This is a genomic window from Mesorhizobium sp. B2-5-3 (assembly GCF_006441005.1).
Classification (GTDB): Bacteria; Pseudomonadota; Alphaproteobacteria; order Rhizobiales; family Rhizobiaceae; genus Mesorhizobium.
Genome location: NZ_VFUS01000003.1, coordinates 328,859 through 354,720, shown reverse-complemented (window position 1 = coordinate 354,720; position 25,862 = coordinate 328,859). Strand labels below are relative to the sequence as shown.

Here is a 25,862-nt window from a genome sequence, read left to right as displayed (position 1 = left end):
CCGACCGGATCGCGGCTCTCAGCCGCCGATCGAATCCTTGATGCCTTTCAACAGCGTCTTCGCCCCTAGTGAAATCAGCGCGTGCTCGGACCCTGTGGCCAGCAGGCGGTAGCCCATCGCCACGACGCGGCCGGCGATGGCCGGTTCGATGACGTAGATCGCCGCATGTTTGCCGGCCTTGCGGGTACGCTCGGCGATCGAACCCACCGTTTCCATCATGCTTTCGAGCGTCGAATTGACGGTCGTGCCGTTCGACCAGGCAATCGAGAAGTCCGATGGCCCCAGGAAAATGCCGTCGATACCGGGTGTATCGAGGATGCCGTCCAGCGCATCGAGCGCCGCCCGCGTCTCGACCATGGCGAAGGCCATTGTGCGCTGGTTGCTGTCGCGCAGCCATTCGGCATGATCACCCTTGCCATGGCGTGGGAAGGCATAGGTGGGGCCCCAGGAGCGCTCGCCCACCGGCGGGTATTTCATCGCCGCAGCGAACAGTTTTGCATCCGCCACCGAGTTGACCATCGGCGCGATCACCGCCTCGGCGCCGAAATCGAGCGCCCGGCTGGCCATGTCGAAACGGCCGACGGGAATACGCACCAATGCCGGCTTGCCGGTGGCAAGCACGGGCGCCAGGCCGCGCAACACGCTGTCTTCATGATGGCCGCCATGCTGCATGTCGAGCGTGACCGCATCGAAGCCCTGCCTGGCAAGGATTTCGACGGTCAGCGCGTCCGGCACGCCTGACCATGCGGTGACCAGCGTTTCATCGGCCGCAAGGCGGGATTTTAGGGACATCGGCTGTTTCCTCGCTAAGGATCGCAGTTTCAGCCGGAAACGACGGGAAACGCAAAGAAAAACCGCCCGGCTGGGCCGGGCGGTCGATTGGTCCAGTCATTCTTTTGCCGCAGGTTCCGTCGCAAAATTGTGGGACATTTTTGCGGAACCTGCTTCGGCCGGATCAGGTGTTCTTGATCTGCTCGATGGCCTGCGCCATCAATTCGTCCATGGTGCGGCGGATCTGATGGTCCGACTGGCTGACGCCGGCAGCGTCGAAATCCTTGCGGATCTTGCGGAAGACGTCGTGATCGCCGGCTTCCTCGATATCGGAAACAACCACTTCCTTGGCGTAGGCATCGGCCTCGGCGCCGGATTTCCCGAGCTTTTCCGCGGCCCACAGGCCGAGAGCCTTGTTGCGGCGCGCCGACGCCTTGAACCGAAGCTCCTCGTCGAACACGAATTTGCGCTCAAAACCCTCTTCGCGATCCTTCATGTTGCTCATGGCGTCCCTCCGATGGAAATCGATTCGCTGGCATTGATGAATATGTGATGGCGAAGCACAAACCAAAAGGCTGGCGGCCGGTCAATACGCTTCGTGGCTTGCTGCGCTGCGGCATTTCGGTCCCGAAAGCAGTTGATTGAAAGGATTTGCCGATTGAGCAAACAAGGCGATTACGATAGACACCGGCATTGAACGCCACCGTCGCCACACTAATTTAGGCAGACGGACAGGAACTGGTCGCTTGCCGCCTGCCCGCAAATCCAGAGAAAAATCAAATGAAAAATCGCCGCCGCATTTATGAAGGCAAGGCCAAGATACTTTATGAAGGCCCTGAGCCCGGGACGCTGATCCAGTTCTTCAAGGATGACGCCACCGCGTTCAACAAGAAAAAACACGAAGTCGTCGATGGCAAGGGCGTGCTTAACAATCGCATTTCCGAGCACATCTTCAATCATCTCAACCGGATGGGCATTCCGACCCACTTCATCCGCCGGCTCAACATGCGCGAGCAGCTGATCAAGGAGGTCGAGATCATCCCGCTCGAAGTGGTGGTGCGCAATGTCGCCGCCGGTTCGCTGTCCAAGCGCCTTGGCATCGAGGAGGGCACGGTCCTGCCCCGCTCGATCATCGAATTCTATTACAAGGCCGATGCGCTCGACGACCCGATGGTCTCTGAAGAGCACATCACTGCCTTCGGCTGGGCGAGCCCGCAGGAAATCGACGACGTCATGGCGCTGGCCATTCGCGTCAACGACTTCCTGTCCGGCCTGTTCATGGGCGTCGGCATCCAGCTCGTCGATTTCAAGATCGAATGCGGACGCCTGTTCGAGGGCGACATGATGCGCATCGTCGTAGCCGACGAGATCTCGCCCGATTCCTGCCGGCTGTGGGACGTGGCGACGCAGGACAAGCTCGACAAGGACCGTTTCCGCCGCGACATGGGCGGCCTCGTGGAGGCCTACCAGGAAGTCGCCCGCCGTCTCGGTATCATGAACGAGAACGAGCCGCCGCGTCCAACCGGACCGGTGCTCGTCGCGTCGAGCGAGCCGCCGAAGGGCATGAAGCACTAATTGCCAGCAACGGGCTTGCCGGAAACGGCAGGTCCGGCGCAGACCGATACCGATCATTCAGGAGCATCGATGAAAGCCCGTATCACCGTAACCCTCAAAAACGGCGTGCTGGACCCGCAAGGCAAGGCGATCGAGCATGCGCTGTCGGGGCTAGGTTTTGACGGCATCGGCTCGGTGCGGCAAGGCAAGGTGTTCGACGTCGAGCTCGCCGGGACCGACAAGGCCAAGGCCGAGGCCGATCTCAAGGCCATGTGCGACAGACTGCTGGCGAACACGGTGATTGAGAACTATAGTGTGACGCTTACCTGAGGTTGTGCCGGAGGCACGGATGCCCCAACTTGCCGAAACCCAGAGGCCTTACGAACCAAAATGAAATCAGCCGTCGTCCTCCTGCCTGGCCTTAACCGCGACCGCGATATGATCGCGGCGCTGACCAAGATTTCCGGCAAAGCGCCAGCCACGGTCTGGCAAACCGACACCGAAATCCCGGATGTCGACCTGATCGCCATTCCCGGCGGCTTCTCCTTCGGCGACTATCTGCGCTGCGGCGCGATCGCGGCGCGCATGCCGGTGATGCGGGCGGTCGCTGAAAAGGCGGCCAAGGGCGTCATGGTCATCGGCGTCTGCAACGGTTTCCAGATCCTGGTCGAGGCCGGCCTGCTGCCGGGAGCGCTCATGCGCAACTCCTCGCTTAAATTCGTCTGCCGGCAGGTGAAGCTCGAGATCGCCAACGCCAACACCATGTTCACCCGCCGCTACCAGCCGGGCCAGATCATCCGCTCGCCGGTGGCGCATCACGACGGCAACTACTTCGCCGATGCCGAGACGCTTGCACGCCTGGAAGGCGAAGGCCAGGTGGTGTTCCGCTATGCGGACGGCACCAATCCCAACGGCTCGATCAACGACATCGCTGGCATCATCAGCAGCCAGGGCAACGTGCTGGGCCTGATGCCGCATCCCGAGAACCTGATCGAAGCGGCACATGGCGGCAATGACGGGCGGGCGTTGTTCGAAGGCGCGCTCGGCATCGCCGCCTGATATCTTCCGAAATTCTTTCAGAACCTGGGGGCGGCCTGACGATGAGACTGACGATTGCTCGCTTTGCTCTCCTGGCTGCCGCCGGCCTTGCGCTGGCATCCTGCCAGTCGGGTCCGAAGAGCGCTCCGCCGCCTTCCGGCAAGAGCGCGGCGCTGCTGGCCATGGAACAGGTGGCGATCTCCGCCCACAAATGCTGGATCGCCAGCAAGGACCCGGCCTTCAAATCCTACCAGATGGCCAATGAGCTGAATTCGTTCAGCGGCACGCCGCGCTTCCTGCTGGTGCCGGCCAAGCATTATGGCGGCAAGCCGCTGCTGGTGGTGCAGGCGCAAGGCAATTCGAGCCGTGTAGACGTGTTCGGTCCGCTGATGGCCGAGCCGCTCGGCGCGCGCATCGGCTCCGACATCGCCCGCTGGCAGGCCGGCAATCCGGCCTGCGCCGCCGCCGCGTAAGATGGACCGGCTGCTGCAGGTCGCGGGTCTGGTCGCAGGGCTGGCCGGTCTTTTCCTGCAGTTCTCGATCACCGTTCCGGCCTCGATGGAAGCCGGCCGCGGCCTGATCGGTTCGGTCGTCTTCTACTTCAGCTTCTTTACCATCCTGACCAATATCGGTGCGGTGCTCGTCCATGCGTCGCTGCTGTCGCCCGCCGGCCATGCCTGGTTTCCGGCCTTTGCCGGAGCGCGGATGCGGGCAGGCGTCGCCGTCGCCATCACCGTGGTCTTCATGGTCTACGCCACCGTGCTGGCACGCCTCTGGCAGCCGCAGGGCCTGTTCCTGCTGTGCGACGTGCTGCTGCACTATGTGACGCCTGCACTGTTCGTGCTGTGGTGGCTGGCCGCCGGTGCCGACGGCAAGACGCGATGGCAAGACGTTTCCTGGTGGATGCTTTATCCGCTCGCCTATCTGGCCTATGCGCTGGCGCGGGCGTCCATAACAGGCGAAGTGCCCTACCCGTTCCTCGATGCCGCCAGGAACGGCATCGCCAGCGTCGCCATCGCCTCGCTGGCCATCACCGCCCTTTTCCTGGCGCTATGCGTTGGCGCCGTGCTTGCGGACCGCGGCCTGTCGCGGATCAGGGCGCCTGTTGTGCAGCCACGCAAGCAGGATTGAACACAGCATCGCGCCTGTTCATTTCCAGAATGGCCTGATCCCTTCGCGATGGGCGTCGCAGCGGGAAATGCCGATGTCCTTCAACTGATCGTCGGTCATGTCCAGCAAGGCGAGCCGGCTGCGCCTGCGCTCCAGCAGGCCGTCGATCCAGCGCCCCAGCGATTTGACCATACGCACGATGCGGCTGACAAAGCCGCCGCGGCCCACAGGTCGCGCGGCGAACAATCCTGCGGCTGTCTGGCTGATTGTCTCGATTGTATCCATCTTCGCTCTACCAAAGCTGCAAATTGCACTCTTTTATTCCACACAATGCATGTGAATTGACTCATCGTTCGACGCAATATACAAAATTGTCACCATGACAAATTGGCTTCCCGACCTCACCGCCAGCTCCGGCCCGCTTTATCAGCGCCTTGCTGACAGCATTGAGTCAGATATCGACCGCGGCGTGATCGACGCCGGGGCAAAGCTGCCACCGCAGCGGGATCTCGCCTATGACATCGGCGCAACCGTCGGCACGGTCGGCAGGGCCTATCAATTGTTGCGCGAGCGCGGGCTGGTCAGCGGCGAGGTCGGGCGCGGCACCTATGTCCTCGGCCGGCAGAACGCGAAGCCCGACTTCATAGCGCCGGACGCGCAAGGCACGCGCGACATCGATGCGCCGCGCGGCAAGCTGCGCTTCGACAGCACCGCGGCGCCCGATGTCGGCCAGGGCGCCATCGTCACCGAAGTGCTGTCGCGCACGGCTTCGGATCATGCGCATGAGATTTCGAGCTACACGCGGGATTTTCCCGAGCGCTGGTTCGAGGCCGGCGCCAGTTGGCTGTCGCGCAACTCGTTTCGACCGAGCGCCGATACGATCGTGCCGACGCTCGGTACCCATGCCGCTGTCATGGCGGCGATCGCCGCACTGACCACGCCCGGCGATTACGTCGCCTTCGAGCACCTGACCTATTCGCAGATTTCGCGCAGCGCCGGCCTGATCGGTCGTCGCACGGCGCTGGTGGCATCGGACCATCAGGGTCTCGACGCCGACGATTTCGAGCGCGTCTGCGCGCAAAAGCACCCGAAGATGATCTTTCTGATGCCTACGGTGCAGAATCCGACGCTGGCGATCCTGCCGGCAGCGCGACGTGAGGCAATCGCGCGGATCGCGCGTGAATACAATGTCGTCATTATCGAGGACGATCTTTACGGCGGCCTGACCGAAGATCCGACGCCAATGCTGGCCGACTATGCACCCGAGCGCACCATCGTCGCAGGCGGCCTGTCGAAATCGGTAGCGGCCGGCGTTCGCGGCGGCTGGCTTTCCTGCCCGCCCGCTTATCGCCATCGCATCCGCGTTGCCCATAAGATGATGACCGGAGGCATGCCTTTCCTGCTGGCCGAGGTGAATGCCCGGCTGGTGCTGTCGGGCCAGGCCGCGGACATACGCAAACGGGCCATCGCCGAAATCAACGCCCGCACCGCCATCGTGCGCGAGACTTTGGCCGGCTTCGAATTCAAGTCGCGGGACAATATACCCTTTGTCTGGCTGACCTTGCCCGACCCCTGGCTTTCCGGCACGTTCAAGAACGCCTGCCTCGAGCACGGCGTGCTAATCGACGACGAAGACGAGTTCAAGGCGGGCCGTTCCGAGCAGGTCTTCCACGCTGTGCGCTTCGGCATTTCGCAGCCGAGGCAGCGCAAGGACATCGCGGACGGCGTTGCGGCAATCCGGCGGCTCCTCGATGAGGGCCGTGCAGGCTACGACAGTTTTTCCTGATCCGCATCGCCTTGGAGCGTCGACGTTCAGGACGACGGCATGCCTCCAGGCAAGACCGAGGCGCGTCGGTTGAGTCCGGTCCGGTGGAACGCGCGTTCAAGGCGGCTTTCTCCGGATTTCAGCCACTTTTCGTCAGTCCGTGGGTGTATCGGCCGCAAAGCTTGCGATAAGAGGAGACTCAAAATCCCAAGCTCCCACGGATAAAAACCGCTGCCCATGACCATTTCCAATTCCGTGCCGATCACGCCCGAGCTCATTGCCGCGCACGGGCTGAAGCCAGACGAATACCAGCGCATCCTCGACCTCGTCGGGCGCGAGCCGAGCTTCACCGAACTTGGCATCTTCTCGGCGATGTGGAACGAGCATTGCTCGTATAAATCCTCGAAGAAATGGCTACGCACGCTGCCGACGACCGGTCCGCGGGTCATCCAGGGGCCCGGCGAGAATGCCGGCGTGGTCGATATCGGCGACGGCGACTGCGTCGTCTTCAAGATGGAGAGCCACAACCACCCCTCCTTTATCGAACCCTACCAAGGGGCGGCGACAGGCGTCGGCGGCATATTGCGCGACGTCTTCACCATGGGCGCGCGGCCGATCGCGGCGATGAACGCCTTGCGCTTCGGCGCTCCCGATCATCCCAAGACCAGGCACCTGGTGGCGGGAGTGGTTTCCGGCGTCGGCGGCTACGGCAATTCCTTCGGCGTGCCGACGGTCGGCGGCGAGGTCAATTTCGACGCCCGCTACAACGGCAATATCCTGGTCAACGCTTTTGCCGCGGGTCTTGCCAAGACGGACGCGATTTTCCTGTCGGAGGCCAAGGGCGTCGGCCTGCCGGTCGTCTATCTCGGCGCCAAGACCGGTCGCGACGGCGTCGGCGGCGCCACCATGGCCTCGGCCGAATTCGACGACAAGATCGACGAGAAGCGCCCGACCGTGCAGGTCGGCGATCCCTTCACCGAAAAGTGCCTGCTGGAAGCCTGTCTCGAACTGATGGCGTCCGGTGCGGTCATCGCTATCCAGGACATGGGTGCTGCCGGCCTTACCTGCTCGGCGGTCGAGATGGGCGCCAAGGGGGATCTCGGCATCGAGCTCGAGCTCGACAAGGTTCCGGTGCGCGAGGAGCGCATGAGCGCCTACGAGATGATGCTGTCGGAAAGCCAGGAGCGCATGCTGATGGTGCTGCGCCCCGAAAAGGAAAAGGAGGCCGAGGCGATCTTCCACAAATGGGGGCTCGACTTCGCCATTGTCGGCAAGACGACCGACGATCTGCGCTTTCGCGTCCTGCATCAGGGTGATCAGGTTGCGGACCTGCCGATCAAGGATCTCGGCGACAAGGCACCGGAATATGACCGTCCGTGGGTCGAGCCGAAGAAGCCGGCGCCGCTTGCGGCCAATGACATTCCGCAGGCCGATGTCGCCGAAGCACTGCTGAAGCTGCTCGGCGGCCCTGACCTGTCGTCGCGCCGCTGGGTGTGGGAACAGTACGACACGCTGATCCAGGGCAATTCGCTGCAGCTTCCCGGTGGCGATGCCGGCGTGGTGCGGGTCGAAGGCCATCCGACCAAAGCGCTGGCTTTCTCGTCGGACGTGACGCCGCGCTATTGCGAGGCCGATCCCTATGAGGGCGGCAAGCAGGCGGTGGCCGAATGCTGGCGCAACCTGACCGCCACCGGCGCGCTGCCGCTGGCGGCGACCGACAATCTCAATTTCGGCAATCCGGAACGGCCGGAGATCATGGGTCAGTTGGTCGGCGCGGTGAAGGGCATTGGCGATGCCTGCCGCGCGCTCGGCTTCCCGATCGTTTCCGGCAATGTCTCGCTCTACAACGAAACCAATGGCCAGGGCATCCTGCCGACGCCGACCATCGGCGGCGTTGGGCTCATCGCCGACTGGTCGAAGATGGTGCGAGCCGGCTTCGCTGCGCAGGGCCAGATGATCCTGCTGGTCGGCGCGCCGGCCTCATGGGGTACGCATCTCGGCCAATCGGTTTACTTGCGCGACATCCACGGCCGCAGCGACGGCCCGCCGCCGCCTGTCGACCTCGACCATGAAAAGCGTGTCGGCGACCATGTGCGCGCCCTCATCGCGTCCGGCATCGTCACCGCGGCTCACGACGTTTCCGACGGCGGCATTGCGGTCGCGCTGGCCGAGATGGCGATGGCATCAGGCATCGGCGCGACGGTCCCCGGACTGGCCGGCACCGATCCTATTCCGGTCTGGTTCGGCGAGGACCAGGGCCGCTATCTCCTGACGCTGTCAATCGATCCAGACAGTGAGGACTGGGACGCGATCCGCAAACAGCAAGGCGAACTCGGTATTTTCGCGCCCTGGATCGGCTCGACCGGCGGCAACACGCTGAAACTCGGCGAGGCACGGGCGATCCCGCTCGGCGAATTGACCGCCGCGCACGAAGGCTGGTTCCCGCGCTTCATGGATCAGGCCATTTGAGCAGAGCGTGATCCCGAAAAGTGGGAAACGATTTTTTCGGAAAAATCATGCTCAACCACAGGAAACTGGCCGTCCGGGCACTGCTTGCAGTCGTCTTCTGGCCATCGCTGTTCTTCTTCTGGTTTCTCGGCCCGTTCGTCTTTTTCCTGCTGTCGACGACATCGAGCGAGGTCTGCGCCCGGTTGGATACACGCGCGGAGTTCCTCGCCGCGGCCAACGACACGCTTCCGATGCTTGGCCTGCAAAACCTTTTCTATGCAGTTCCGCTTGTCTGCCTGGTGCTTTGGAGCCGGCTTCTGCCGGACCGGGCACGGACAAGGCACATCTTCACCTGCATAAAACTTTTCGCCGTCGCGGCCGCATTGGGGGCACTGTGGGAGTATGGCTCCTCGCTGGCCTGCGATGGCTACGGCCAGCCGTTCTTCTCGCCCGTCTGGCGGATGACCGCCTACCTGCCGATTGCCAACCTGGCGATCAACCTTCCCCTCTATGTGCTGACCTTCAGCCTTGGGCGGACCTTCTCGACGCCCGAGGACGAGCCCGCAGACGACGCCGGCGGTCAGAGCGAGAACGCGTCGTGAGCCACAATCGCGCTGGGGCTGGACGGAACGGCTTCAATCCCGGCCGGAAAGGCTTTAGGTTCACCCCGACTCTCATCGCACGGGCAGCCACGCCGCAGCCCGCCCTAAAAACAGGAATTTGCCATGGCAATGGATGCCCGCGACATTGAAAAACTGATCAAGGAGGGGATCCCGGACGCCAGGGTGACCATCCGTGACCTTGCCGGCGACGGCGATCACTATGCGGCCGAAGTGGTCGCCGAGAGCTTTCGCGGAAAAAGCCGCGTGCAGCAGCACCAGATGGTCTATGACGCGCTGAAGGGCAATATGGGCGGCGTGCTGCACGCGCTGGCGCTGCAGACCAGCGTGCCGGACTAGGGGCTTCCAGCGCCAAAGTCGCTTGGCCCAAAACGCCGCATCTTTTGCGCCATTCAGGCCACCACGCGGCTAAAGTCTTGTTTCGGGCAACCTATGGGTTTATCTGATGGAAAAGCTTCGAGCCTGACTCCCACAGGCGGGAAAGGATATTCCATGAGCGGCATCAACGACTACATCGACAACGAGGTGAAGGGCAACGACGTCGTGCTTTTCATGAAGGGCACGCCCGGTTTCCCGCAATGCGGATTTTCCGGCCAGGTTGTCCAGATCCTCGACTATATCGGCGCCGACTACAAAGGCGTGAACGTGCTGGATTCGGCCGAGCTGCGCCAGGGCATCAAGGAATACTCCAACTGGCCGACGATCCCTCAGCTCTACGTCAAGGGCGAATTCGTCGGTGGCTGCGACATCGTGCGCGAAATGTTCCAGGCGGGCGAGTTGCAGACATTCCTTGTCGAGAAGGGCGTGAGCGTCAAAGGCGCCGCCTGATTTCGGTTGGGCATGTCGCCGTCGACATGCCCTGAGCACCGGGGCAGCCCCGCCTCGGCAATTTTGCGTCCGGGACCCGGACCAGGACGAGCCAATGCGCCGGGCCACCGGCGCGTTTTCGTTTGAGAGATCGGACTTGCCGTGGACCAGCAGACGTCAGCACCGCAATCGGCAAGCAAATTGCCCATTCCGCGCTGGGAGTTCATCGCGCTGTGCGCAGCGCTGATGGCGCTCAATTCGTTGGCCATCGACATCATGCTGCCGGCGCTGCAGCAGATCGGCGCCTCGCTTGGCGTCGAGAACGAAAACCACCGGCAATATGTCATCACCGCCTATATTCTGGGTTTTGGCGGCGGACAGCTGTTTTTCGGACCGCTCTCGGACCGATTCGGGCGCCGTGCGCCGCTTGTCGCCGGCCTGATCATTTATGTGGCGGCGGCCGCCGCGGCCGCCATATCGCCAAGCTTTGAAACGCTTCTACTTTGCCGGGCCGTGCAAGGCATCGGTGCGGCCGCGACCCGCGTCATCGCCGTCTCGATCGTGCGCGACACGTTCGATGGCCGGCGCATGGCCGAGGTGATGTCGCTGATCTTCATGGTGTTCATGGCGATCCCGGTGATTGCTCCCGGCATCGGCCAGTTCATCATGCTGTTCGCGACCTGGCATTTGATCTTCGTCACCATGGCCGTCGGCGCGCTTGTCGTCTCGGCCTGGTCGCTGCTGCGCCTGCCCGAGACGCTACATCCGGAATATCGCCGGCCATTGACCGTCAATGCCATTGTCGGCGGGTTCCGCATCGTGCTGACCAACCGCGTCGCGATCTGCTATGCCTTCGCCAGTACGTTCATCTTCGGCGCCATGTTCGGCTTCATCGCCTCGGCGCAGCAGATTTATGTCGACATATTCAATGTCGGCGAATTGTTTCCGGTCATCTTTGCCGGCGTTGCCGGCGTGCTCGCCTTCTCCAACTATCTGAACTCGCGTCTTGTCGGCCGCATCGGCATGCGCCGCCTGTCGCAGAGCGCGCTGCTGTTGTTTCTGGTCATCAGCCTGGCCTGGCTGGTCGTTTCGCTGGAAATGAAGATGCCGCTCTGGCTGTTCGTCACCTTCTTTGCCTGCGCCATGCTCCCTTTCGGTGCGCTCGGCGCGAATTTCAATGCCTTGGCTATGGAGCCGCTTGGTCAGCTGGCCGGCACGGCCTCGTCCATTCTGGGCTTCATGCAGACGTTTCTCGGCGGCATTCTCGGCACGCTGATCGGCCAGGCTTTCAACGGCACGGTGACGCCATTGGCCGCCGGCTTCTGCAGCGTCTCGGTCGCAGCCCTGCTGATGATCTTCATCGCCGAACGCGGCAAGATGTTCCAGCCGCAGAATCAACCCGTCTCGGGGCACATTGCCGATCTGCATTGAATTGTCGCCTTTGCGGCGCTCGGCTGGGTAATCGAATTGGCAGCCGGCTATTGCGCCCAGAGTTCGCTGCGCAACTCGCGCCAGCTTTCCCGGTCGGGTGCGACAAGCAGGCCGCCGCCTACATGCGACGGTAGGTAGGCACTGGCGTCGAAACGCGCGGCGTGGCCGCCGGCCTCGGCATGAATCAGGACACCGGGCAGATGGTCCCACGGCATCAGCTTGTTGTAGACGACGAAATGGGCATGGCCGCTGGCCAGCAGGCGATATTCATGCGCGGCGCAGCGATAGGCGAATTGCGACAGGATTTTCGTCTGGTTGCGCGCCAGCCGCGACCGCTCTGGTTCGGCCATGTACTGCCAGGAGACGGAGCCGGTCATTCCCGAGATCGGCACGGGCGCCGCGACACGCACTTTTTCCAGGTTGCCATGCGCGTGCCTGATATGGCTGCCGGCGCCCCTGGCGCCGATCAGCCAGTCCTTGCCGACCGGATCGTGGATGATGCCTGCGACGGTCTCACCCCGGACCACGACACCCAGCATGACGCCGAACAACGGCACGCCGGAAGCGAAATTGAAAGTGCCGTCCACCGGGTCGATGGTGAAAGCCAGATCGGCATCGCCAAGACCGTCGAGCAGCGCCGGATTGTCGGAACAGGCTTCCTCGCCGACAATCATGGCCGTTGGGTAGCGCTCACGCGGCTTGGCGGTGATCAGCCGCTCGGCACTGACGTCGGCTTCCGTCACCAGGTCGGCGGCCGACGTCTTCTGGCGGACGTCGCCGCCGCCCAACCGGCGAAAGCGCGGCATGATTTCGGCTTCGGCTGCTTCGGCCAGGGTGCTGGCCAGCCAGTCGATCGCGGTATCGTCAAATGTCATCGGAAATGTCTTGCCTGCTGGAGAGCGTTTCATCGAGTGCGGCGAAATCGAACAGTTTCCTGTCGAGCAGATGCGACGGCCTGGTGTTGGACAACGCACGCAGCATCGTGTCCTTGCGCCCGGGCATGCGCTTTTCGATATCGTCGAGCATGGCCTTCATGGCGTTGCGCTGGAGACCTTCCTGGCTGCCGCAGAGATCGCAAGGGATGATCGGGAACCGCATCGCCGCGGCGAGCTTTTCCAGATCGATTTCGGCGCAATAGCTCAGCGGCCGCAGCACCATGACGTCGCCCTCGTCGTTGAGCAGCTTTGGCGGCATGGCGGCGAGACGGCCGCCGTGGAACAGGTTCATGAAGAAGGTTTCGAGAATGTCCTCGCGATGATGGCCGAGCACCAGCGCCGAGCACCCCTCCTCTCGGGCTACGCGATAGAGATGACCACGCCGCAGGCGTGAACAGAGCGAGCAATAGGTGCTGCCCTGCGGCAGCTTGTCGGTGACGACGGAGTAGGTGTCCTGGTATTCGATGCGGTGTGCAATGCCGTGGGCATTGAGGTAATCGGGCAGGATGTGCTTGGGAAAGTTCGGCTGGCCCTGGTCGAGATTGCAGGCCAGCAGCTCCACCGGCAGCAGGCCGCGCCATTTGAGGTCCAGCAGCATGGCAAGCAGGCCGTAGGAATCCTTGCCGCCCGACAGGGCCACCAGCCAGCGCTCGCCTGGCCTGACCATCGAAAAATCCTCGATCGCCTGGCGGGTCAGCCGCAGCAGCCGCTTGCGCAATTTGTTGAACTCGACCGAAGACGGCACATCGGCGAACAGCGGGTGAAAACCGCCTTCGATGTCGGCGGCCTGCTCAAGCGATTGAGCGTCTGGCAGCATGTTCATGGCGTCGGTTCCAAATCCTGGAGCAACGAACGTTCGGAGCTTCGTTGCCGCCCGGATTAGCGGACATGGCCGACAAAGAAAAGGCCGCCTCGATGGGCGGCCCCTTCCGGTCTCGCAAAAAGCCTTCGCTTAACGCGAATAGAATTCGACGACGAGGTTCGGTTCCATCTGGACGGCGAACGGAACGTCCGCCAGGCCCGGGATGCGCGAGAAGGTCGCGGTCATCTTGTTGTGATCGGCTTCGATGTAGTCCGGCACGTCGCGCTCGGCGAGGCCGACCGATTCCAGGACGATCACCAGCTGCTTCGACTTTTCACGCACTTCGACGACGTCGCCCGGCTTGCAGCGGTACGAGCCGATGTTGACGCGCTTGCCGTTGACGTTGACGTGGCCGTGGTTGACGAACTGGCGGGCGGCGAAAATGGTCGGAACGAACTTGGCGCGATAGACGACCGCGTCCAGACGCGACTCGAGCAGGCCGATCAGGTTCTCCGAGGTGTCGCCCTTGCGGCGGTCGGCCTCCTCATAGACCTTGCGGAACTGCTTTTCCGAAACGTCGCCATAGTGGCCCTTCAGCTTCTGCTTGGCGCGCAGCTGCAGGCCGAAATCGGAAAGCTTGCCCTTGCGGCGCTGGCCGTGCTGGCCGGGGCCGTATTCACGCTTGTTGACCGGGGACTTCGGGCGGCCCCAGATGTTTTCGCCGAGACGGCGGTCGATCTTGTACTTCGCGGATTCGCGCTTGCTCATCGCATTCCCTTTCAAAACAACATAACCCGGAGCCTCATGGTCCGGGTGAAGGAAACGCGCCCTCCTCTGGCCTCCGTTTTCGAGACCTGACAGGGTTTTTCCACGCAACGCGGCGAAAAACCCACGGGACACGTCAGTTCAAACAAGACCTTGGAAAACAGACTGGCTTCCGTCGAGGTCTTGCGCATGCAAAACAAACCACCGGGCGTTGCGGCCCGGTGTTGGGAGCGCTGTTAAACAGAGATTTAACCGCTGTCAAGGTTCCAACTGGCGCCGCCCGCGCTATTAGAACAATTCCCGGAAAGCGCTAGCGGTTTCTACCCGGGATTGTGTAAAAAACCGGAGCGGGGCGGCGATTCCCTGAAGCTGAACCGCTCCAGGAAGGGACTTGAGCAGAGGAGCCTGAATTCGGATGAAGAAGTTCTTTCTAAGCCTGACTGGTGCGGCGGTGTTGGCCGGATCGATGGCCGTCATTACTCCTGAGCCGGCGATGGCAAGGCATTGGCAAGGCCACCGGCCTCATCAGGTATGCCGGATTGTGGTCAGGAAGCGCGTCGTCTGGCGCCATGGTCACCGCCATGTCATTCGCCAAAAAGTGCGACGTTGCCACTGGCGCTAACAGCTGCCACTGGCGCTAACAGCCGCCACTGGCGCTAACAGCCGCCACTGGCGCTGATTACGTCGGCCATTGACCAGACAATAACATCAAGGCCTGCGACCCCGTCGCGGGCCTATTTCTTGCCATTGGACGAGCCCTTCACAAAGGGCGTTGCCAAATAGCGCTTCCCTCAGTGCTTCTTTTTCTCCGGCAGATCCTTGCGCTTGGTTTCGGCGAATTCCTCGAGCTGCTTTTCGCTCATGGATTCGTACATCCCTTTGGAAGCGCCTTTGAGCTCGCTCTTCTTGGTCTCGCCGCGCTTGGCCGACAATGCGGCGCCGGCGGCCTTCTGCTGGGCTTTCGAGGTGGCAGGCATGGTTTTTCTCCCTTCATTGCCTGGGAGAAAACGAAACGGCCTCGCCAATGTTCCGGAAATCAGGCGACCGCCAGTCCAAAGCCCTGCATCAAACGGCTGGTGGCAAAATCCGCCTTGCCGGACGTGAAGACCGCGATGTCCGGCTCACCATGCGGCAACGGTCCATTGACCGGCGACAGCAGCGACATCGCCCGCCGGGCGATCGCTTCGGCAGGATCGATCCAGTCGACCGGCCAGGGTGCGGTCTTGCGCATGCGGTTGACCAGAAAAGGATAGTGCGTACAGGCGAGCACGGCGATGTCGGTGCGCATGCCGTCGCGCTCGATGAAACACGGGGAGATCTCGGCGCGCACGGCTTCCTCGTCGACGAACCCTTCGCGCATATAGGCTTCGGCCAGCCCCGCCAGGCGGTCGCTACCGACCAGCCGGACATGGCACTTCTGCGCCCATTTGCTGATCAGGTCGCGCGTGTATTGCCGTTTCACCGTGCCCGGCGTCGCCAGCACGGAGACGAGGCCGGAGCGGGTACGCTCCGCCGCCGGCTTGATCGCAGGCACGGTGCCGACAAAGGGATGGCCGGGAAATCTCTCGCGCAACGCATCGATCACCAGCGTCGAGGCGGTGTTGCAGGCGATGACCGAGATGGCCGGGGCGAACCGGTCGAGCAATTTGCCGAACAGGTCGAGAATATGGACCCGCAGCGCCGGTTCCTCCCAGGCGCCAAAGGGGAAGGCGGCATCGTCGGCGATGTAGACGAAGCGGCGGTCGGGCATCAGCACGCGCGCCTCGCGCAGCACAGTCAGCCCGCCAATGCCGGAATCGAACATCAGGATCGGCTGATCAGTCATTGTCGGTTCCCTTGCCGCCGAGCGGCGGCGCGGCGTTGTCGTCGTCATCGGCCACCTGACGATCCGCATTGGTCTTGCGGCCGGGACCGCCGGCGCGCGCCGCTGCCGGAAGCCGCCTTGGATCATCTCCCGGAGAGCCGTCGCCGCGCGGCATCGCCGGCGAGAACCTGTCCAGCGACGAGATGATGCCGCGCAGCACCTTGAGCTCCGGCTCGGCAAATCCCGCCCGGGTCAATACGGCGCGCAGATTGTCAACCATCTTCGGCTTCTTCGGCGCCGGCCGGAAATAGCCGCGCGCTTCGAGTGCGCCTTCGAGATAGGCGAACAGGCCGTGCAGTTCTTCCTTGCTGGCCGGCTTCATGTCCGGACCCGTAAAGTTGGTCTTGGTCTCGTCCTCGAGGCCGGATTTCATCCACTCGTAGGACATGAGAAGCGCGGCCTGGGCGATGTTGAGCGAGGAAAAATCGGGATCGACCGGAAAAGTGACGATCTCGTCGGCGAGGCCAACCTCGTCATTATAGAGGCCGAAACGCTCGCGGCCGAACAGGATGCCGGTTCGCTGACCCATGCCATGGCGAGCCCGGAGCACCCTGCCCGCCTCGACCGGCCCGCGCACGGGCTTGAAGCCGTCGCGTTGCCTTGCGGTGGTCGCGAAAACGAAATTCAGGTCGGCCATCGCCGTGGCGAGATCGTCGAAAACCTTGACGGCGTCGATGACATGGTCGGCGCGGCTGGCCGCCGCCCGCGCCTTCTCGTTCGGCCAGCCGTCGCGCGGGTTGACGAGGCGAAGTTCGACCAGGCCGAAATTGGCCATGGCGCGCGCAACCATGCCGATATTCTCGCCGAGCTGCGGCTCCACGAGGATGATGGCGGGGCTGGCGACTGAAGCGGTATCGGAATCTTTGGTGACGGGCATGATTGTCAATGAACTGCTGTTTGCGGCATTTCAGCGTCCCCTGCCATATTCGGCCGCGAAAATGAACCATTCGCAAATGGCGGGGCGATCGCTTCGCTTTCGTGACCGATCGTCGTTTGCGCGGCCAAAAACGCTTTGATATAGGGGCGCATCCCCGGCCGAACGCCACGCGGGCAAGGCCGTCCCATTTCCCAGCAACGAGGCATTCTTTCCATGGCGAAGATCAAGGTGGCGAACCCGGTCGTCGAACTCGACGGCGACGAGATGACCCGCATCATCTGGCAGTTCATCAAGGACAAGCTGATCCACCCTTATCTCGACCTCAAGCTTGAATATTACGACCTCGGCATCGAGCATCGCGACGCCACCAACGACCAGGTGACCGTCGATTCGGCCAACGCCATCAAAAAATACGGCGTCGGCGTGAAATGCGCGACCATCACGCCCGACGAGCAGCGCGTCGAGGAATTCAAGCTGAAGAAGATGTGGAAATCGCCGAACGGCACCATTCGCAACATCCTCGGCGGCACCATCTTCCGCGAGCCGATCATCATGAAGAACGTGCCGCGGCTGGTGCCCGGCTGGACCAAGCCGATCATCGTCGGCCGCCACGCCTATGGCGACCAGTACCGCGCCACCGATTTCCGTTTTCCCGGCAAGGGCAAGCTGACGATCAAGTTCGTCGGCGAGGATGGCCAGGTGATCGAGCACGACGTGTTCGACGCGCCCGGCGCCGGCGTCGCCATGGCCATGTACAATCTCGACGAGTCGATCCGCGAATTCGCCCGCGCTTCGCTGAACTACGGCCTGCTGCGCAACTACCCGGTCTATCTCTCGACCAAGAACACCATCCTCAAGGCCTATGACGGCCGCTTCAAGGATATTTTCCAGGAGGTCTACGAGGCTGAGTTCGAGGCCGAGTTCAAGTCCAAGAAGCTGTGGTACGAGCACCGCCTGATTGACGACATGGTGGCCTCCAGCCTGAAATGGTCGGGCGGCTATGTCTGGGCCTGCAAGAACTATGACGGCGACGTACAGTCCGACACGGTGGCGCAGGGGTTCGGCTCGCTTGGCCTGATGACGTCGGTGCTGATGACGCCGGACGGCAAGACGGTGGAAGCGGAAGCCGCGCACGGCACCGTGACGCGCCACTATCGCCAGCACCAGAAGGGCGAGGAAACCTCGACCAATTCGATCGCCTCGATCTTCGCCTGGACCCGAGGGCTGGCCCACCGCGCCAAGCTCGACGACAATGCCGAATTGAAGCGTTTTGCCGAAACGCTGGAAAAGGTCTGCATCCAGACGGTCGAATCCGGCTTCATGACCAAGGACCTGTCGCTGCTGATCGGCCCCGACCAGCCTTGGCTGTCGACCACCGGATTTCTCGACAAGATCGACGAGAATTTGCAGAAGGCGATGGCGTAGGCACCCGCGGGTTCAACACGCCGAAGGCTCCGGAAGGAGCCTTCGCTTTTTTGGGCCAACGAAATCGAAAGCAAAGGACTGGCAACATGGCCAAACCGGTCCTCTACGGCGCGGACTACAGCGTTTACGTGCGCATAGCGCGCATGGCGCTGGAGGAGAAGGGCGTCGACTATGAGCTTGTGCCGGTCGATGTCTTTGCCGCCGAGGGCATCCCCGGCTGGTATTTCGAGCACCACCCGTTCGGCCGCATCCCGGCCTTCGAGCATGACGGTTTTCGCCTGTTCGAGGCCAGCGCGATCACGCGCTATGTCGATGAAGCTTTCGACGGACCGCCCTTGCAGCCGAACGATCCGCGCGGCCGCGCGCGGATGAACCAGATCATCGGCATGCTCGACGCTTATGGCTATCGGGCCATGGTCTGGGACGTCGCCGTGGAGCGGCTGGAGAAGGCGTCGCCTGACGAAGCGCTGATTGTCAGCGGATTACGACAAGCAGGAACGGTCCTTCAGGCGCTCTCATCATTGAGATCCCCGGGGCCGTGGTTGCTCGGCAATCAACTGACGCTCGCCGACCTGCATGCGGCACCGATCATCGGCTATTTCGTCAAGGTGGCGGAAGGGCGCAAACTGCTGGCTCGCTTTGCCGACATACAGGACTGGTGGGATTGTATTGCTAAACAGGCAAGCTTTGCCAGGACTGAAAAGGCCGGCTGATCTGCGACAGCGCAGCGCAGCGATATTCGATTCAGGTCAACGATTTCGCGGACAGCCGATCATTGATGTCGCGCCGCCCATCATGAGGGGCCGCGCGACCTCGAAGGGAAGCAACCGGCCTGGAGCGTTGCCCCCCAATTCTGCAATGAATCACGCCGCCTCCAGCGCCGCCCTCACCGCAGCAATCGCGTCGTCGGCCTTCGAGGCATCGGGGCCACCGGCCTGCGCCATGTCGGGCCGGCCGCCGCCGCCCTGCCCGCCGAGGGCGGCGGAGGCGACACGCACCAGGTCGACGGCGCTGAAACGGCCGACGAGATCATCGGTGACGGCGACCACGACGCTCGCTTTGTTGTCCTCGCCCGCACCGACGAATACGACCACGCCGGAGCCGAGCGAGCTTTTGCCGGCGTCGGCGAGCGGCTTCAGATCCTTCGGCGAGACACCGGAAACCGACTTGCCGAGGAAGCCGACGCCCGCGACGGTCTCGTTGGCGGCCGGCGCGTCAGCGGGCGACCCGCCGCCCAGCGCCAGCTTCTTGCGCGCTTCGGTGAGCTCCTTCTCGAGCTTCTTGCGCTCTTCGAGCAGGGCTTCAACACGCGCCGGCACGTCGGCCGGCGAGATTTTCAGTGTTGCCGCGGCCGCCTTCAGCCGCCGGTCCTGTTCGTCGAGATGCTTGCGCGCGGCCTCGCCCGTCAGCGCCTCGATGCGGCGCACGCCTGCGGCGACGGCGCTGTCGGACACGACGCGCACCAGGCCGATGTCACCGGTTGCCCTGACATGCGTGCCGCCGCAAAGCTCGACCGAATAGGGGCGGTTGGCCTTGGCGCCATGTAGGCCCGTGCCCATAGACACGACGCGCACCTCATCGCCGTATTTCTCGCCGAACAGCGCCATGGCGCCTTCGGCAATGGCATCGTCGACCGACATCAGGCGCGTGATCACCGGGCTGTTCTGCACCACGATCTCGTTGGCCATGCGCTCGACCTCCTCGAGTTCCGAGGGCGAGATGGGCTTGTTGTGCGAGATGTCGAAGCGCAGGCGCTCGGGCGCGACCAGCGAGCCCTTCTGTGCGACATGGGTGCCCAGCACCTCGCGCAGCGCCTCATGGATCAGATGCGTCGCGGAATGGTTCGCGCGCAGCCTGGAGCGCCTCGCATGGTCAACCTTCAGCTCGACGGCGGCACCCGTCCTGGCAGTGCCGCTGACCACCTTGCCGAGATGCACGAACAGCCCGTCGGCCTTCTTCTGCGTATCGGAAATCTCGATCGAGAAGCCTTCGCCTGAAATGGTTCCGGTGTCGCCCATCTGGCCGCCGGATTCGGCATAGAACGGCGTCTGGTTGACGACCACGGCTACCGCTTCGCCCTTGCCGGCGCTGTCGACGGTCTTGCCGTCGCGGACAACCGCCTGGATGATGCCTTCCGCCTGCTCGGTCTCGTAGCCGAGGAATTCGGTGGCACCGGCTTTTTCGCGCACCGGGAACCAGACCGCTTCCGTCGCCGCCTCGCCGGAACCTGCCCAGTGCTTACGCGCCTCGGCCTTCTGCTGCTCCATCGCATTGGTGAAGCCGGCAAGATCGACCGAGATGTTGCGCTGGCGCAGCGCATCCTGCGTCAGGTCGAGCGGGAAGCCATAGGTGTCGTAAAGCTTGAAGGCCGTCTCGCCGTCCAGCATGTCGCGGGCGCCGAGCTTTTCCGTCGCCTCCGACAGCAAACCGAGGCCACGCACCAGTGTCTTGCGGAACCTGGTCTCCTCAAGCTTCAGCGTCTCGGTGATCAGCTGTTCGCCGCGCACCAGTTCCGGATAGGCCTGACCCATCTCGCGAACCAGCGCCGGCACCAGCTGCCACACCAGCGGCTCGTTCGCACCGAGCAATTGCGCATGCCGCATGGCGCGGCGCATGATGCGGCGCAGCACATAGCCGCGGCCTTCGTTCGATGGCAGCACGCCGTCTGCGACCAGGAACGAGGACGAGCGCAGGTGATCGGCTATGACGCGATAGGATGCGACGGTCTCGGCGTCGGGACCGCGGCCGAGCGCGGACGACGCCGCATCGATCAGATGGCGGAACAGGTCGGTCTCAAACACGCTTTCCGCGCCTTGCAGGATGGAGGCCATGCGCTCCAGGCCCATGCCGGTGTCGATCGACGGGCGCGGCAGGTCGATGCGCTCGTCCTTCGTCACCTGCTCGTACTGCATGAACACCAGGTTCCAGAATTCCAGGAACCGGTCGCCATCCTCCTCCGGGGTGCCGGGCGGACCGCCCCAGATGTGCTCGCCGCGATCGATGAAAATTTCCGAGCATGGCCCGCACGGCCCGGTGTCGCCCATCGCCCAGAAATTGTCGGAGGTCGGGATGCGGATGATGCGATCATCGGAAAAACCGGCGATCTTCTTCCAGAAGCCGGCCGCCTCGTCGTCGGTGTGATAGACGGTGACGAGCAGCTTGTCCTTCTTCAGCCCGAACTCCCTGGTGATGAGGTTCCAGGCCAACTCGATGGCGCGCTCCTTGAAATAGTCGCCGAAGGAGAAATTGCCGAGCATCTCGAAGAAGGTCAGGTGGCGCGCGGTGTAGCCGACATTGTCGAGGTCGTTGTGCTTGCCGCCGGCGCGAACGCTTTTCTGGGCGGTCGTGGCACGCGAATAGGGCCGCTTCTCCAGGCCGGTGAAGACGTTCTTGAACTGCACCATGCCGGCATTGGTGAACATCAGCGTCGGATCGTTGCGCGGCACAAGCGGGCTCGACGCCACGACCTCGTGACCCTCCTTGCGGAAATAGTCGAGAAATGTCGACCGGATCTCGTTCACGCCACTCATGAATGCTGCCTTTTCGAGAGAGCCGCCGGCCGGACCGGCGGAAAATGGGCTCTGCTTTAGAAGATGGAGCTGGCCTTTTAGCCGCCGCTTGGCACCCTGTCCAGAAACACGCAAGCTGGCCAATTCGCGGTTCGCCAGCCGCTCAAAACGCAAACCGCCGGCACGGGGCCGGCGGTTCGAAACGCAATACTACAGAACTCGATTACATAAGCTCAAATTGATGAACCGGGATTATGACCGAACTCGGGCCGTAAACCGAACGCTAGATCGCGCCAGCGAACGCTAGATCGTGCCGGCGAACGCTTACATCGCGCCGGCTTCATCCTCGAACCCATCATCGCCACCTTCGGAGCCGCCATTCTCAAGGAATTTCTCGGCGATCAGTCCGGCGTTCTGCCTGAGCGCAAGTTCGATCTCGCGCGCCGTATCGGGATTGTCGCGCAGGAACAGCTTCGCGTTCTCGCGGCCCTGGCCGAGACGCTGCGAATTGTAAGAGAACCAGGCGCCCGACTTCTCGACCACGCCGGCCTTGACGCCGAGATCGACCAGCTCGCCTGTCTTCGACACGCCTTCGCCGTACATGATGTCGAACTCGACCACCTTGAAGGGCGGCGCCAGCTTGTTCTTGACCACCTTGACGCGGGTCTGGTTGCCGACGACCTCGTCGCGGTCCTTGACCGAGCCGATGCGGCGGATATCGAGACGCACCGAGGCGTAAAATTTCAGCGCATTGCCGCCGGTGGTGGTTTCGGGCGAGCCGAACATGACGCCGATCTTCATGCGGATCTGGTTGATGAAGATGACCATGGTGTTGGAGCGCGAGATCGAGGCGGTCAGCTTGCGCAGCGCCTGGCTCATCAGGCGGGCCTGCAGGCCGGGCAGCGAATCGCCCATCTCGCCCTCGATTTCGGCGCGCGGCGTCAGCGCCGCGACCGAATCGACCACCAGCACATCGATGGCGCCGGAGCGCACCAGCGTATCGCAGATCTCAAGCGCCTGCTCGCCAGTGTCAGGCTGCGAGATCAGGAGGTTTTCGAGATCAACGCCGAGCTTGCGGGCATAGACCGGATCGAGCGCATGCTCGGCATCGACGAAGGCGCAGATGCCGCCCTTCTTCTGGGCTTCCGCCACCGTGTGCAGCGCCAGCGTCGTCTTACCCGAGCTTTCCGGCCCGTAGATCTCGATGATGCGGCCGCGCGGCAGGCCGCCGACGCCAAGCGCGATGTCGAGGCCGAGCGAGCCGGTCGGCACGGTTTCGATCTCGACGACCTGCTCGTTCGCGCCGAGCCGCATGATCGAGCCCTTGCCGAAAGCCCGCTCGATTTGCGACAGCGCCGCATCCAGAGCCTTTGATTTGTCCACTGCCTTATCCTCTACAAGCCGCAAGCTGTTCTGAGCCATGATACATCACCCCGTAGTCGTCAATGAAGGCCGGACAATCCGTAATCCTTGGTTATTTGTACCTTTTTTGTTCTCATTTGGCAAGAGGGATCAAGCATTTGAAAAATAAGCAACATCCTGATTTGTTCTTTTTTTGTCTCACGATTCGGCTCCAGCATAACCCGAATATTGGGCCAGGCTGGTTCGCCGTGCCGGCCTCACGAATCGCTGGTTGTTGCCTGCGAAGCTCCGTCGCACAGCATGGCGCTTGTGCGTGACCGCCAACAAAGGTCATATCGGCGCATGGTGAGATCTCCAAGAGTCCTGGCGGTGGGCGGCGCCCATATCGACAGGCGCGGCCAGGTGTCCGGCGCTTACGTGCCGGCTGCCTCCAACCCGGGCACGATGCGCGAGGACGTTGGCGGCGGCGTCTTCAACGCATTGCGCAGCACGGTGCGGCGAGGCGTCTCGGGCTCGTTGCTGTCGGTGCGCGGCGGCGATGCCGCCGCCGACACGGTTTCGCGCGCCATCGCCGAAGCAGGCATTGCCGACCTGTCCGCGGTGTTCCTCGACCGCACGACGCCGAGCTATACGGCGCTGATCGACCGCGAGGGCGAACTGCTCGTCGGCTTTGCCGACATGGCGCTTTATGAGCTGGCATTTGCAAAGCAGATCCGCCGCTCCAGGGTGAGGGAGGAGATCGCCGCCGCAGATGCCGTCCTGTGCGACGCCAATCTGCCATCGGCGGCTCTGGAGCGGCTGGTATCGCTTGCCGCCGGCAAGCCCGTGTTCGCCATTGCCATTTCACCGGCCAAGGTCGTGCGCTTGACACCAGTGCTCGGCGGCCTGGCCGTCGCCTTCATGAACAGGCGCGAGGCGGTGGCGCTTGCCGGGCTTGACGATGCCGCCTCTCAAAAAACTGTCCTCGACGGGCTGAGAAGCGCCGGCCTCGACAGCGCGGTGGTCACGGCGGGCGGCGGCCCGGTGCTGGGCTTCGACCGCGACGGCAGCTTTGCCGTCGTCCCGCCCCCTCCAAGAAAGGTCGTGGACGTCACCGGCGCCGGCGATGCGCTTGCCGGCGCGACGGTCGCCGCCCTACTGCGCGGCATGCCCTTGCGCGCGGCGCTGCGCGAGGGCGTCGCCGCCGCGACGCTGGCTATTGAAAGCGCGGGCGCCGTTCCCGATTTCACCACGGCGACTTTCGCGCAAGCGCTGGCTCTTGTGCCCGAAGAGCAGGAAATGGCATGAGACCGGCATCCGAAAGGATGCGCCGCACTTCGGATTGGAGATCCAGATGACCCCAGACACCGCCCGCCCCTTCATCGATGTCCACGCGCCGGTGGCGCAAGCCTTGGCCGCCGGGAAGCCCGTGGTGGCGCTGGAAAGCACCATCATAACCCATGGCATGCCCTACCCCGACAATGGCGCCATGGCGGCCGACGTGGAAAGGATCATTGCGAACGGCGGCGCGGTGCCGGCGACGATCGCCGTGGTGGCGGGCCGCATCAAGATCGGCCTCTCCGACGGAGAACGCGAATCGCTCGCCATGACCGGCGACGCCATGAAGCTCTCTCGCGCCGATCTCGGCTTCGCCGTCGCGCAAGGGCGCACCGGCGGCACCACGGTTGCCGCCACAATGATCGCCGCGCATATGGTTGGGATAAGGGTGTTCGCCACCGGCGGCATCGGCGGCGTGCACAAGGGCGCCGAAAAAAGCTTCGACATTTCGGCTGATCTCGATGAGCTGGCGCGCACGCCCGTCATCGTCGTCTCGGCTGGGGCCAAGGCCATCCTCGACATCGAAAAGACGCTGGAGGTGCTGGAGACCCGCGGCGTGCCCGTGATCGGCCATGGCTGCGAGACCATGCCGGCCTTCTGGTCGCGGCAGTCGCCGTTCCGCGCGCCGCTGACCTTGCACGCGCCGGAAGAGATCGCGCATTTCTACAAGACGCGACAGGCGCTGGGCCTGAGCGGCGGCATGCTGATCGCCAATCCGGTGCCGGAGGATCACGAAATCCCGGCCGGCGAGATGGCCGGCTACATCGAGGCCGCCCAGAAGGCCGCCGAGGCGCTCAACGTCACCGGCAAGGCGGTGACGCCATTCCTGCTCTCCAAAATCCTCGAACTCACCGGCGGCCGGAGCCTGAAGACCAACATCGCGCTGGTCGAAAACAATGCTCGGCTGGCAGCGCGAATTGCCGGGGCGCTGTAGGACGCCGGAAATACGAGCGGCGGCACCACGGCTACTCGCGACCACCGAGTTCCGTCACGCCCTCCTCTGTCCTGCTGGACGTCTCCGAAAAAGTCTGCACTGCCTCATCGCCCCGAGGTCCTAGCGTTATTTTCCCGCCCGCCGCCCCGCCTCATAGGCCCGCCGCGCCCATACCGCCATCTCGTCGGGGTCGTCGAAGGCACTATCGGGAATACTCCAATAGGGCATCGCCACCAGCTTGCCGTGGCGAGACCCGGTGTAGGTCCACTGCGTGCAGCCGGCGGCCTCGAAGTCGGGCGCGCTTTGCTCGTCCGCTTTCAGCATCAATTCGCCGCGCAGCACGATGGCGACGATGACGCCGTCGGCATAGATGCCCTTGCCGCCGAACAGCTTGCGGATGCTGACCAGGCCCAGGCTCTGGAAGAGTTCTTCTATGCGTTCATTGTCCATGCGCGGATCATGTCACCGCGATCCGGCCTTGTCATCGGCGCAACCAAAACCATGCTGACAGGTTGAAAGGGGATCGAC

At 63.1% G+C, this 25,862-nt stretch carries 28 protein-coding genes; 16 read left to right on the top strand and 12 right to left on the bottom strand.

Annotated features, from left to right (window positions below; genetic code table 11):
• Positions 1–18: 18 nt before the first annotated feature.
• Positions 19–792 (bottom strand): HpcH/HpaI aldolase/citrate lyase family protein, encoded by a 774-nt coding sequence (locus FJ867_RS09250; protein WP_140493818.1) that lies wholly within the window; start codon positions 790–792, stop codon positions 19–21.
• A 163-nt stretch (positions 793–955) separates the two neighbouring features.
• Positions 956–1,276, bottom strand: coding sequence for a DUF1476 domain-containing protein (locus FJ867_RS09245; protein WP_140493820.1), 321 nt, complete (start codon positions 1,274–1,276; stop codon positions 956–958).
• Between the two features lie 275 nt (positions 1,277–1,551).
• Here FJ867_RS09245 and purC point away from each other — a divergent pair, with 275 nt between their 5' ends.
• The 5 genes from purC (at position 1,552) to FJ867_RS09220 (ending at position 4,494) form a co-directional block, all read left to right on the top strand.
• A complete protein-coding gene (gene purC, locus FJ867_RS09240) occupies positions 1,552–2,346 on the top strand; it encodes a phosphoribosylaminoimidazolesuccinocarboxamide synthase (protein ID WP_127282327.1) in 795 nt (264 codons plus the stop codon).
• Between the two features lie 69 nt (positions 2,347–2,415).
• A complete protein-coding gene (gene purS, locus FJ867_RS09235) occupies positions 2,416–2,655 on the top strand; it encodes a phosphoribosylformylglycinamidine synthase subunit PurS (protein ID WP_140517697.1) in 240 nt (79 codons plus the stop codon).
• A gap of 60 nt (positions 2,656–2,715) precedes the next feature.
• The gene (gene purQ / locus FJ867_RS09230; protein ID WP_140493824.1) at positions 2,716–3,384 is read left to right on the top strand and encodes a phosphoribosylformylglycinamidine synthase subunit PurQ; all 669 of its coding nucleotides are present in this window, start codon (positions 2,716–2,718) and stop codon (positions 3,382–3,384) included.
• Positions 3,385–3,425: 41 nt separating this feature from the next.
• Positions 3,426–3,836, top strand: a complete 411-nt coding sequence (locus FJ867_RS09225) for a hypothetical protein (RefSeq protein ID WP_140517698.1) — start codon at positions 3,426–3,428, stop codon at positions 3,834–3,836.
• Position 3,837: 1 nt separating this feature from the next.
• Positions 3,838–4,494, top strand: a complete 657-nt coding sequence (locus FJ867_RS09220; protein WP_140817238.1) for a Pr6Pr family membrane protein — start codon at positions 3,838–3,840, stop codon at positions 4,492–4,494.
• An 18-nt stretch (positions 4,495–4,512) separates the two neighbouring features.
• Here the strand turns inward: FJ867_RS09220 and FJ867_RS09215 are convergent, their stop codons facing one another.
• Positions 4,513–4,758, bottom strand: coding sequence for a DUF1127 domain-containing protein (locus FJ867_RS09215; RefSeq protein ID WP_140817236.1), 246 nt, complete (start codon positions 4,756–4,758; stop codon positions 4,513–4,515).
• 94 nt (positions 4,759–4,852) lie between these two features.
• Between FJ867_RS09215 and FJ867_RS09210 the strand changes: the two genes are divergently transcribed.
• The 6 genes from FJ867_RS09210 (at position 4,853) to FJ867_RS09185 (ending at position 11,544) form a co-directional block, all read left to right on the top strand.
• On the top strand, positions 4,853–6,259 hold the full coding sequence (locus tag FJ867_RS09210) for a PLP-dependent aminotransferase family protein (protein ID WP_140817235.1): 1,407 nt from the start codon (positions 4,853–4,855) through the stop codon (positions 6,257–6,259).
• A 216-nt stretch (positions 6,260–6,475) separates the two neighbouring features.
• Complete coding sequence (gene purL, locus FJ867_RS09205; protein WP_140817233.1) at positions 6,476–8,707, top strand: phosphoribosylformylglycinamidine synthase subunit PurL; 2,232 nt, start codon at positions 6,476–6,478, stop codon at positions 8,705–8,707.
• A 47-nt stretch (positions 8,708–8,754) separates the two neighbouring features.
• A complete protein-coding gene (locus tag FJ867_RS09200; protein WP_140666361.1) occupies positions 8,755–9,288 on the top strand; it encodes a hypothetical protein in 534 nt (177 codons plus the stop codon).
• Positions 9,289–9,411: 123 nt separating this feature from the next.
• Positions 9,412–9,645 carry a BolA family transcriptional regulator gene (locus FJ867_RS09195; protein ID WP_140493839.1) on the top strand — a complete coding sequence of 78 codons (234 nt, stop codon included), beginning with the start codon at positions 9,412–9,414 and terminating at the stop codon, positions 9,643–9,645.
• 153 nt (positions 9,646–9,798) lie between these two features.
• On the top strand, positions 9,799–10,134 hold the full coding sequence (gene grxD, locus FJ867_RS09190; protein ID WP_013532137.1) for a Grx4 family monothiol glutaredoxin: 336 nt from the start codon (positions 9,799–9,801) through the stop codon (positions 10,132–10,134).
• 141 nt (positions 10,135–10,275) lie between these two features.
• A complete protein-coding gene (locus FJ867_RS09185; RefSeq protein ID WP_140493841.1) occupies positions 10,276–11,544 on the top strand; it encodes a multidrug effflux MFS transporter in 1,269 nt (422 codons plus the stop codon).
• A gap of 47 nt (positions 11,545–11,591) precedes the next feature.
• Here FJ867_RS09185 and FJ867_RS09180 read toward each other — a convergent pair whose 3' ends face one another.
• From FJ867_RS09180 to rpsD, 3 genes are all read right to left on the bottom strand, one after another.
• Positions 11,592–12,419, bottom strand: a complete 828-nt coding sequence (locus FJ867_RS09180; protein ID WP_140817231.1) for an inositol monophosphatase family protein — start codon at positions 12,417–12,419, stop codon at positions 11,592–11,594.
• Complete coding sequence (ttcA, locus tag FJ867_RS09175; protein ID WP_140493845.1) at positions 12,409–13,302, bottom strand: tRNA 2-thiocytidine(32) synthetase TtcA; 894 nt, start codon at positions 13,300–13,302, stop codon at positions 12,409–12,411. Before ttcA ends, FJ867_RS09180 begins: the two co-directional genes overlap by 11 nt.
• Before the next feature lie 129 nt (positions 13,303–13,431).
• On the bottom strand, positions 13,432–14,049 hold the full coding sequence (gene rpsD, locus FJ867_RS09170) for a 30S ribosomal protein S4 (protein WP_140493847.1): 618 nt from the start codon (positions 14,047–14,049) through the stop codon (positions 13,432–13,434).
• A gap of 412 nt (positions 14,050–14,461) precedes the next feature.
• Here rpsD and FJ867_RS09165 point away from each other — a divergent pair, with 412 nt between their 5' ends.
• Positions 14,462–14,668 carry a hypothetical protein gene (locus FJ867_RS09165; protein ID WP_140493849.1) on the top strand — a complete coding sequence of 69 codons (207 nt, stop codon included), beginning with the start codon at positions 14,462–14,464 and terminating at the stop codon, positions 14,666–14,668.
• Between the two features lie 169 nt (positions 14,669–14,837).
• On the opposite strand, the gene FJ867_RS09160 is transcribed toward FJ867_RS09165, so the two are convergent.
• Genes FJ867_RS09160 through FJ867_RS09150 form a run of 3 tightly spaced genes read right to left on the bottom strand, consistent with a single transcriptional unit; the run spans position 14,838 to position 16,787 of the window.
• Complete coding sequence (locus FJ867_RS09160; RefSeq protein WP_140493851.1) at positions 14,838–15,023, bottom strand: DUF3008 family protein; 186 nt, start codon at positions 15,021–15,023, stop codon at positions 14,838–14,840.
• A 59-nt stretch (positions 15,024–15,082) separates the two neighbouring features.
• On the bottom strand, positions 15,083–15,871 hold the full coding sequence (gene murI, locus FJ867_RS09155; protein ID WP_140493853.1) for a glutamate racemase: 789 nt from the start codon (positions 15,869–15,871) through the stop codon (positions 15,083–15,085).
• Positions 15,864–16,787 carry an RNA methyltransferase gene (locus tag FJ867_RS09150; RefSeq protein ID WP_140493855.1) on the bottom strand — a complete coding sequence of 308 codons (924 nt, stop codon included), beginning with the start codon at positions 16,785–16,787 and terminating at the stop codon, positions 15,864–15,866. Before FJ867_RS09150 ends, murI begins: the two co-directional genes overlap by 8 nt.
• A gap of 213 nt (positions 16,788–17,000) precedes the next feature.
• On the opposite strand from FJ867_RS09150, the gene FJ867_RS09145 reads away from it, so the two are divergent.
• A complete protein-coding gene (locus FJ867_RS09145) occupies positions 17,001–18,212 on the top strand; it encodes an NADP-dependent isocitrate dehydrogenase (RefSeq protein WP_140493857.1) in 1,212 nt (403 codons plus the stop codon).
• Positions 18,213–18,298: 86 nt separating this feature from the next.
• On the top strand, positions 18,299–18,925 hold the full coding sequence (locus FJ867_RS09140; protein WP_140493859.1) for a glutathione S-transferase N-terminal domain-containing protein: 627 nt from the start codon (positions 18,299–18,301) through the stop codon (positions 18,923–18,925).
• 150 nt (positions 18,926–19,075) lie between these two features.
• On the opposite strand, the gene alaS is transcribed toward FJ867_RS09140, so the two are convergent.
• Positions 19,076–21,742, bottom strand: a complete 2,667-nt coding sequence (gene alaS / locus FJ867_RS09135; RefSeq protein WP_140817229.1) for an alanine--tRNA ligase — start codon at positions 21,740–21,742, stop codon at positions 19,076–19,078.
• A 303-nt stretch (positions 21,743–22,045) separates the two neighbouring features.
• A complete protein-coding gene (gene recA, locus FJ867_RS09130) occupies positions 22,046–23,143 on the bottom strand; it encodes a recombinase RecA (RefSeq protein WP_010909075.1) in 1,098 nt (365 codons plus the stop codon).
• A gap of 282 nt (positions 23,144–23,425) precedes the next feature.
• Between recA and FJ867_RS09125 the strand changes: the two genes are divergently transcribed.
• Together FJ867_RS09125 and FJ867_RS09120 are read left to right on the top strand one after the other, a co-directional pair.
• Positions 23,426–24,370, top strand: a complete 945-nt coding sequence (locus FJ867_RS09125) for a carbohydrate kinase family protein (RefSeq protein ID WP_140583368.1) — start codon at positions 23,426–23,428, stop codon at positions 24,368–24,370.
• A 46-nt stretch (positions 24,371–24,416) separates the two neighbouring features.
• The gene (locus FJ867_RS09120; RefSeq protein ID WP_140817227.1) at positions 24,417–25,334 is read left to right on the top strand and encodes a pseudouridine-5'-phosphate glycosidase; all 918 of its coding nucleotides are present in this window, start codon (positions 24,417–24,419) and stop codon (positions 25,332–25,334) included.
• Between the two features lie 126 nt (positions 25,335–25,460).
• On the opposite strand, the gene FJ867_RS09115 is transcribed toward FJ867_RS09120, so the two are convergent.
• The gene (locus FJ867_RS09115) at positions 25,461–25,784 is read right to left on the bottom strand and encodes a TfoX/Sxy family protein (RefSeq protein ID WP_140817225.1); all 324 of its coding nucleotides are present in this window, start codon (positions 25,782–25,784) and stop codon (positions 25,461–25,463) included.
• Positions 25,785–25,862 lie beyond the last annotated feature (78 nt).

Coding starts and splice junctions, on each gene's coding strand:
- FJ867_RS09120 (WP_140817227.1), top strand. CDS start 24,417: ATGACCCCAGACACCGCCCGCCCCTTCATCGATGTCCACGCGCCGGTG.
- alaS (WP_140817229.1), bottom strand. CDS start 21,742: ATGAGTGGCGTGAACGAGATCCGGTCGACATTTCTCGACTATTTCCGC.
- purS (WP_140517697.1), top strand. CDS start 2,416: ATGAAAGCCCGTATCACCGTAACCCTCAAAAACGGCGTGCTGGACCCG.
- murI (WP_140493853.1), bottom strand. CDS start 15,871: ATGACTGATCAGCCGATCCTGATGTTCGATTCCGGCATTGGCGGGCTG.
- FJ867_RS09165 (WP_140493849.1), top strand. CDS start 14,462: ATGAAGAAGTTCTTTCTAAGCCTGACTGGTGCGGCGGTGTTGGCCGGA.
- grxD (WP_013532137.1), top strand. CDS start 9,799: ATGAGCGGCATCAACGACTACATCGACAACGAGGTGAAGGGCAACGAC.
- purL (WP_140817233.1), top strand. CDS start 6,476: ATGACCATTTCCAATTCCGTGCCGATCACGCCCGAGCTCATTGCCGCG.
- FJ867_RS09145 (WP_140493857.1), top strand. CDS start 17,001: ATGGCGAAGATCAAGGTGGCGAACCCGGTCGTCGAACTCGACGGCGAC.
- FJ867_RS09220 (WP_140817238.1), top strand. CDS start 3,838: ATGGACCGGCTGCTGCAGGTCGCGGGTCTGGTCGCAGGGCTGGCCGGT.
- FJ867_RS09195 (WP_140493839.1), top strand. CDS start 9,412: ATGGCAATGGATGCCCGCGACATTGAAAAACTGATCAAGGAGGGGATC.
- FJ867_RS09245 (WP_140493820.1), bottom strand. CDS start 1,276: ATGAGCAACATGAAGGATCGCGAAGAGGGTTTTGAGCGCAAATTCGTG.
- FJ867_RS09160 (WP_140493851.1), bottom strand. CDS start 15,023: ATGCCTGCCACCTCGAAAGCCCAGCAGAAGGCCGCCGGCGCCGCATTG.
- FJ867_RS09180 (WP_140817231.1), bottom strand. CDS start 12,419: ATGACATTTGACGATACCGCGATCGACTGGCTGGCCAGCACCCTGGCC.
- FJ867_RS09150 (WP_140493855.1), bottom strand. CDS start 16,787: ATGCCCGTCACCAAAGATTCCGATACCGCTTCAGTCGCCAGCCCCGCC.
- FJ867_RS09250 (WP_140493818.1), bottom strand. CDS start 792: ATGTCCCTAAAATCCCGCCTTGCGGCCGATGAAACGCTGGTCACCGCA.
- FJ867_RS09115 (WP_140817225.1), bottom strand. CDS start 25,784: ATGGACAATGAACGCATAGAAGAACTCTTCCAGAGCCTGGGCCTGGTC.
- FJ867_RS09125 (WP_140583368.1), top strand. CDS start 23,426: ATGGTGAGATCTCCAAGAGTCCTGGCGGTGGGCGGCGCCCATATCGAC.
- FJ867_RS09215 (WP_140817236.1), bottom strand. CDS start 4,758: ATGGATACAATCGAGACAATCAGCCAGACAGCCGCAGGATTGTTCGCC.
- ttcA (WP_140493845.1), bottom strand. CDS start 13,302: ATGAACATGCTGCCAGACGCTCAATCGCTTGAGCAGGCCGCCGACATC.
- FJ867_RS09210 (WP_140817235.1), top strand. CDS start 4,853: ATGACAAATTGGCTTCCCGACCTCACCGCCAGCTCCGGCCCGCTTTAT.
- FJ867_RS09225 (WP_140517698.1), top strand. CDS start 3,426: ATGAGACTGACGATTGCTCGCTTTGCTCTCCTGGCTGCCGCCGGCCTT.
- purQ (WP_140493824.1), top strand. CDS start 2,716: ATGAAATCAGCCGTCGTCCTCCTGCCTGGCCTTAACCGCGACCGCGAT.
- FJ867_RS09200 (WP_140666361.1), top strand. CDS start 8,755: ATGCTCAACCACAGGAAACTGGCCGTCCGGGCACTGCTTGCAGTCGTC.
- FJ867_RS09140 (WP_140493859.1), top strand. CDS start 18,299: ATGGCCAAACCGGTCCTCTACGGCGCGGACTACAGCGTTTACGTGCGC.
- purC (WP_127282327.1), top strand. CDS start 1,552: ATGAAAAATCGCCGCCGCATTTATGAAGGCAAGGCCAAGATACTTTAT.
- rpsD (WP_140493847.1), bottom strand. CDS start 14,049: ATGAGCAAGCGCGAATCCGCGAAGTACAAGATCGACCGCCGTCTCGGC.
- recA (WP_010909075.1), bottom strand. CDS start 23,143: ATGGCTCAGAACAGCTTGCGGCTTGTAGAGGATAAGGCAGTGGACAAA.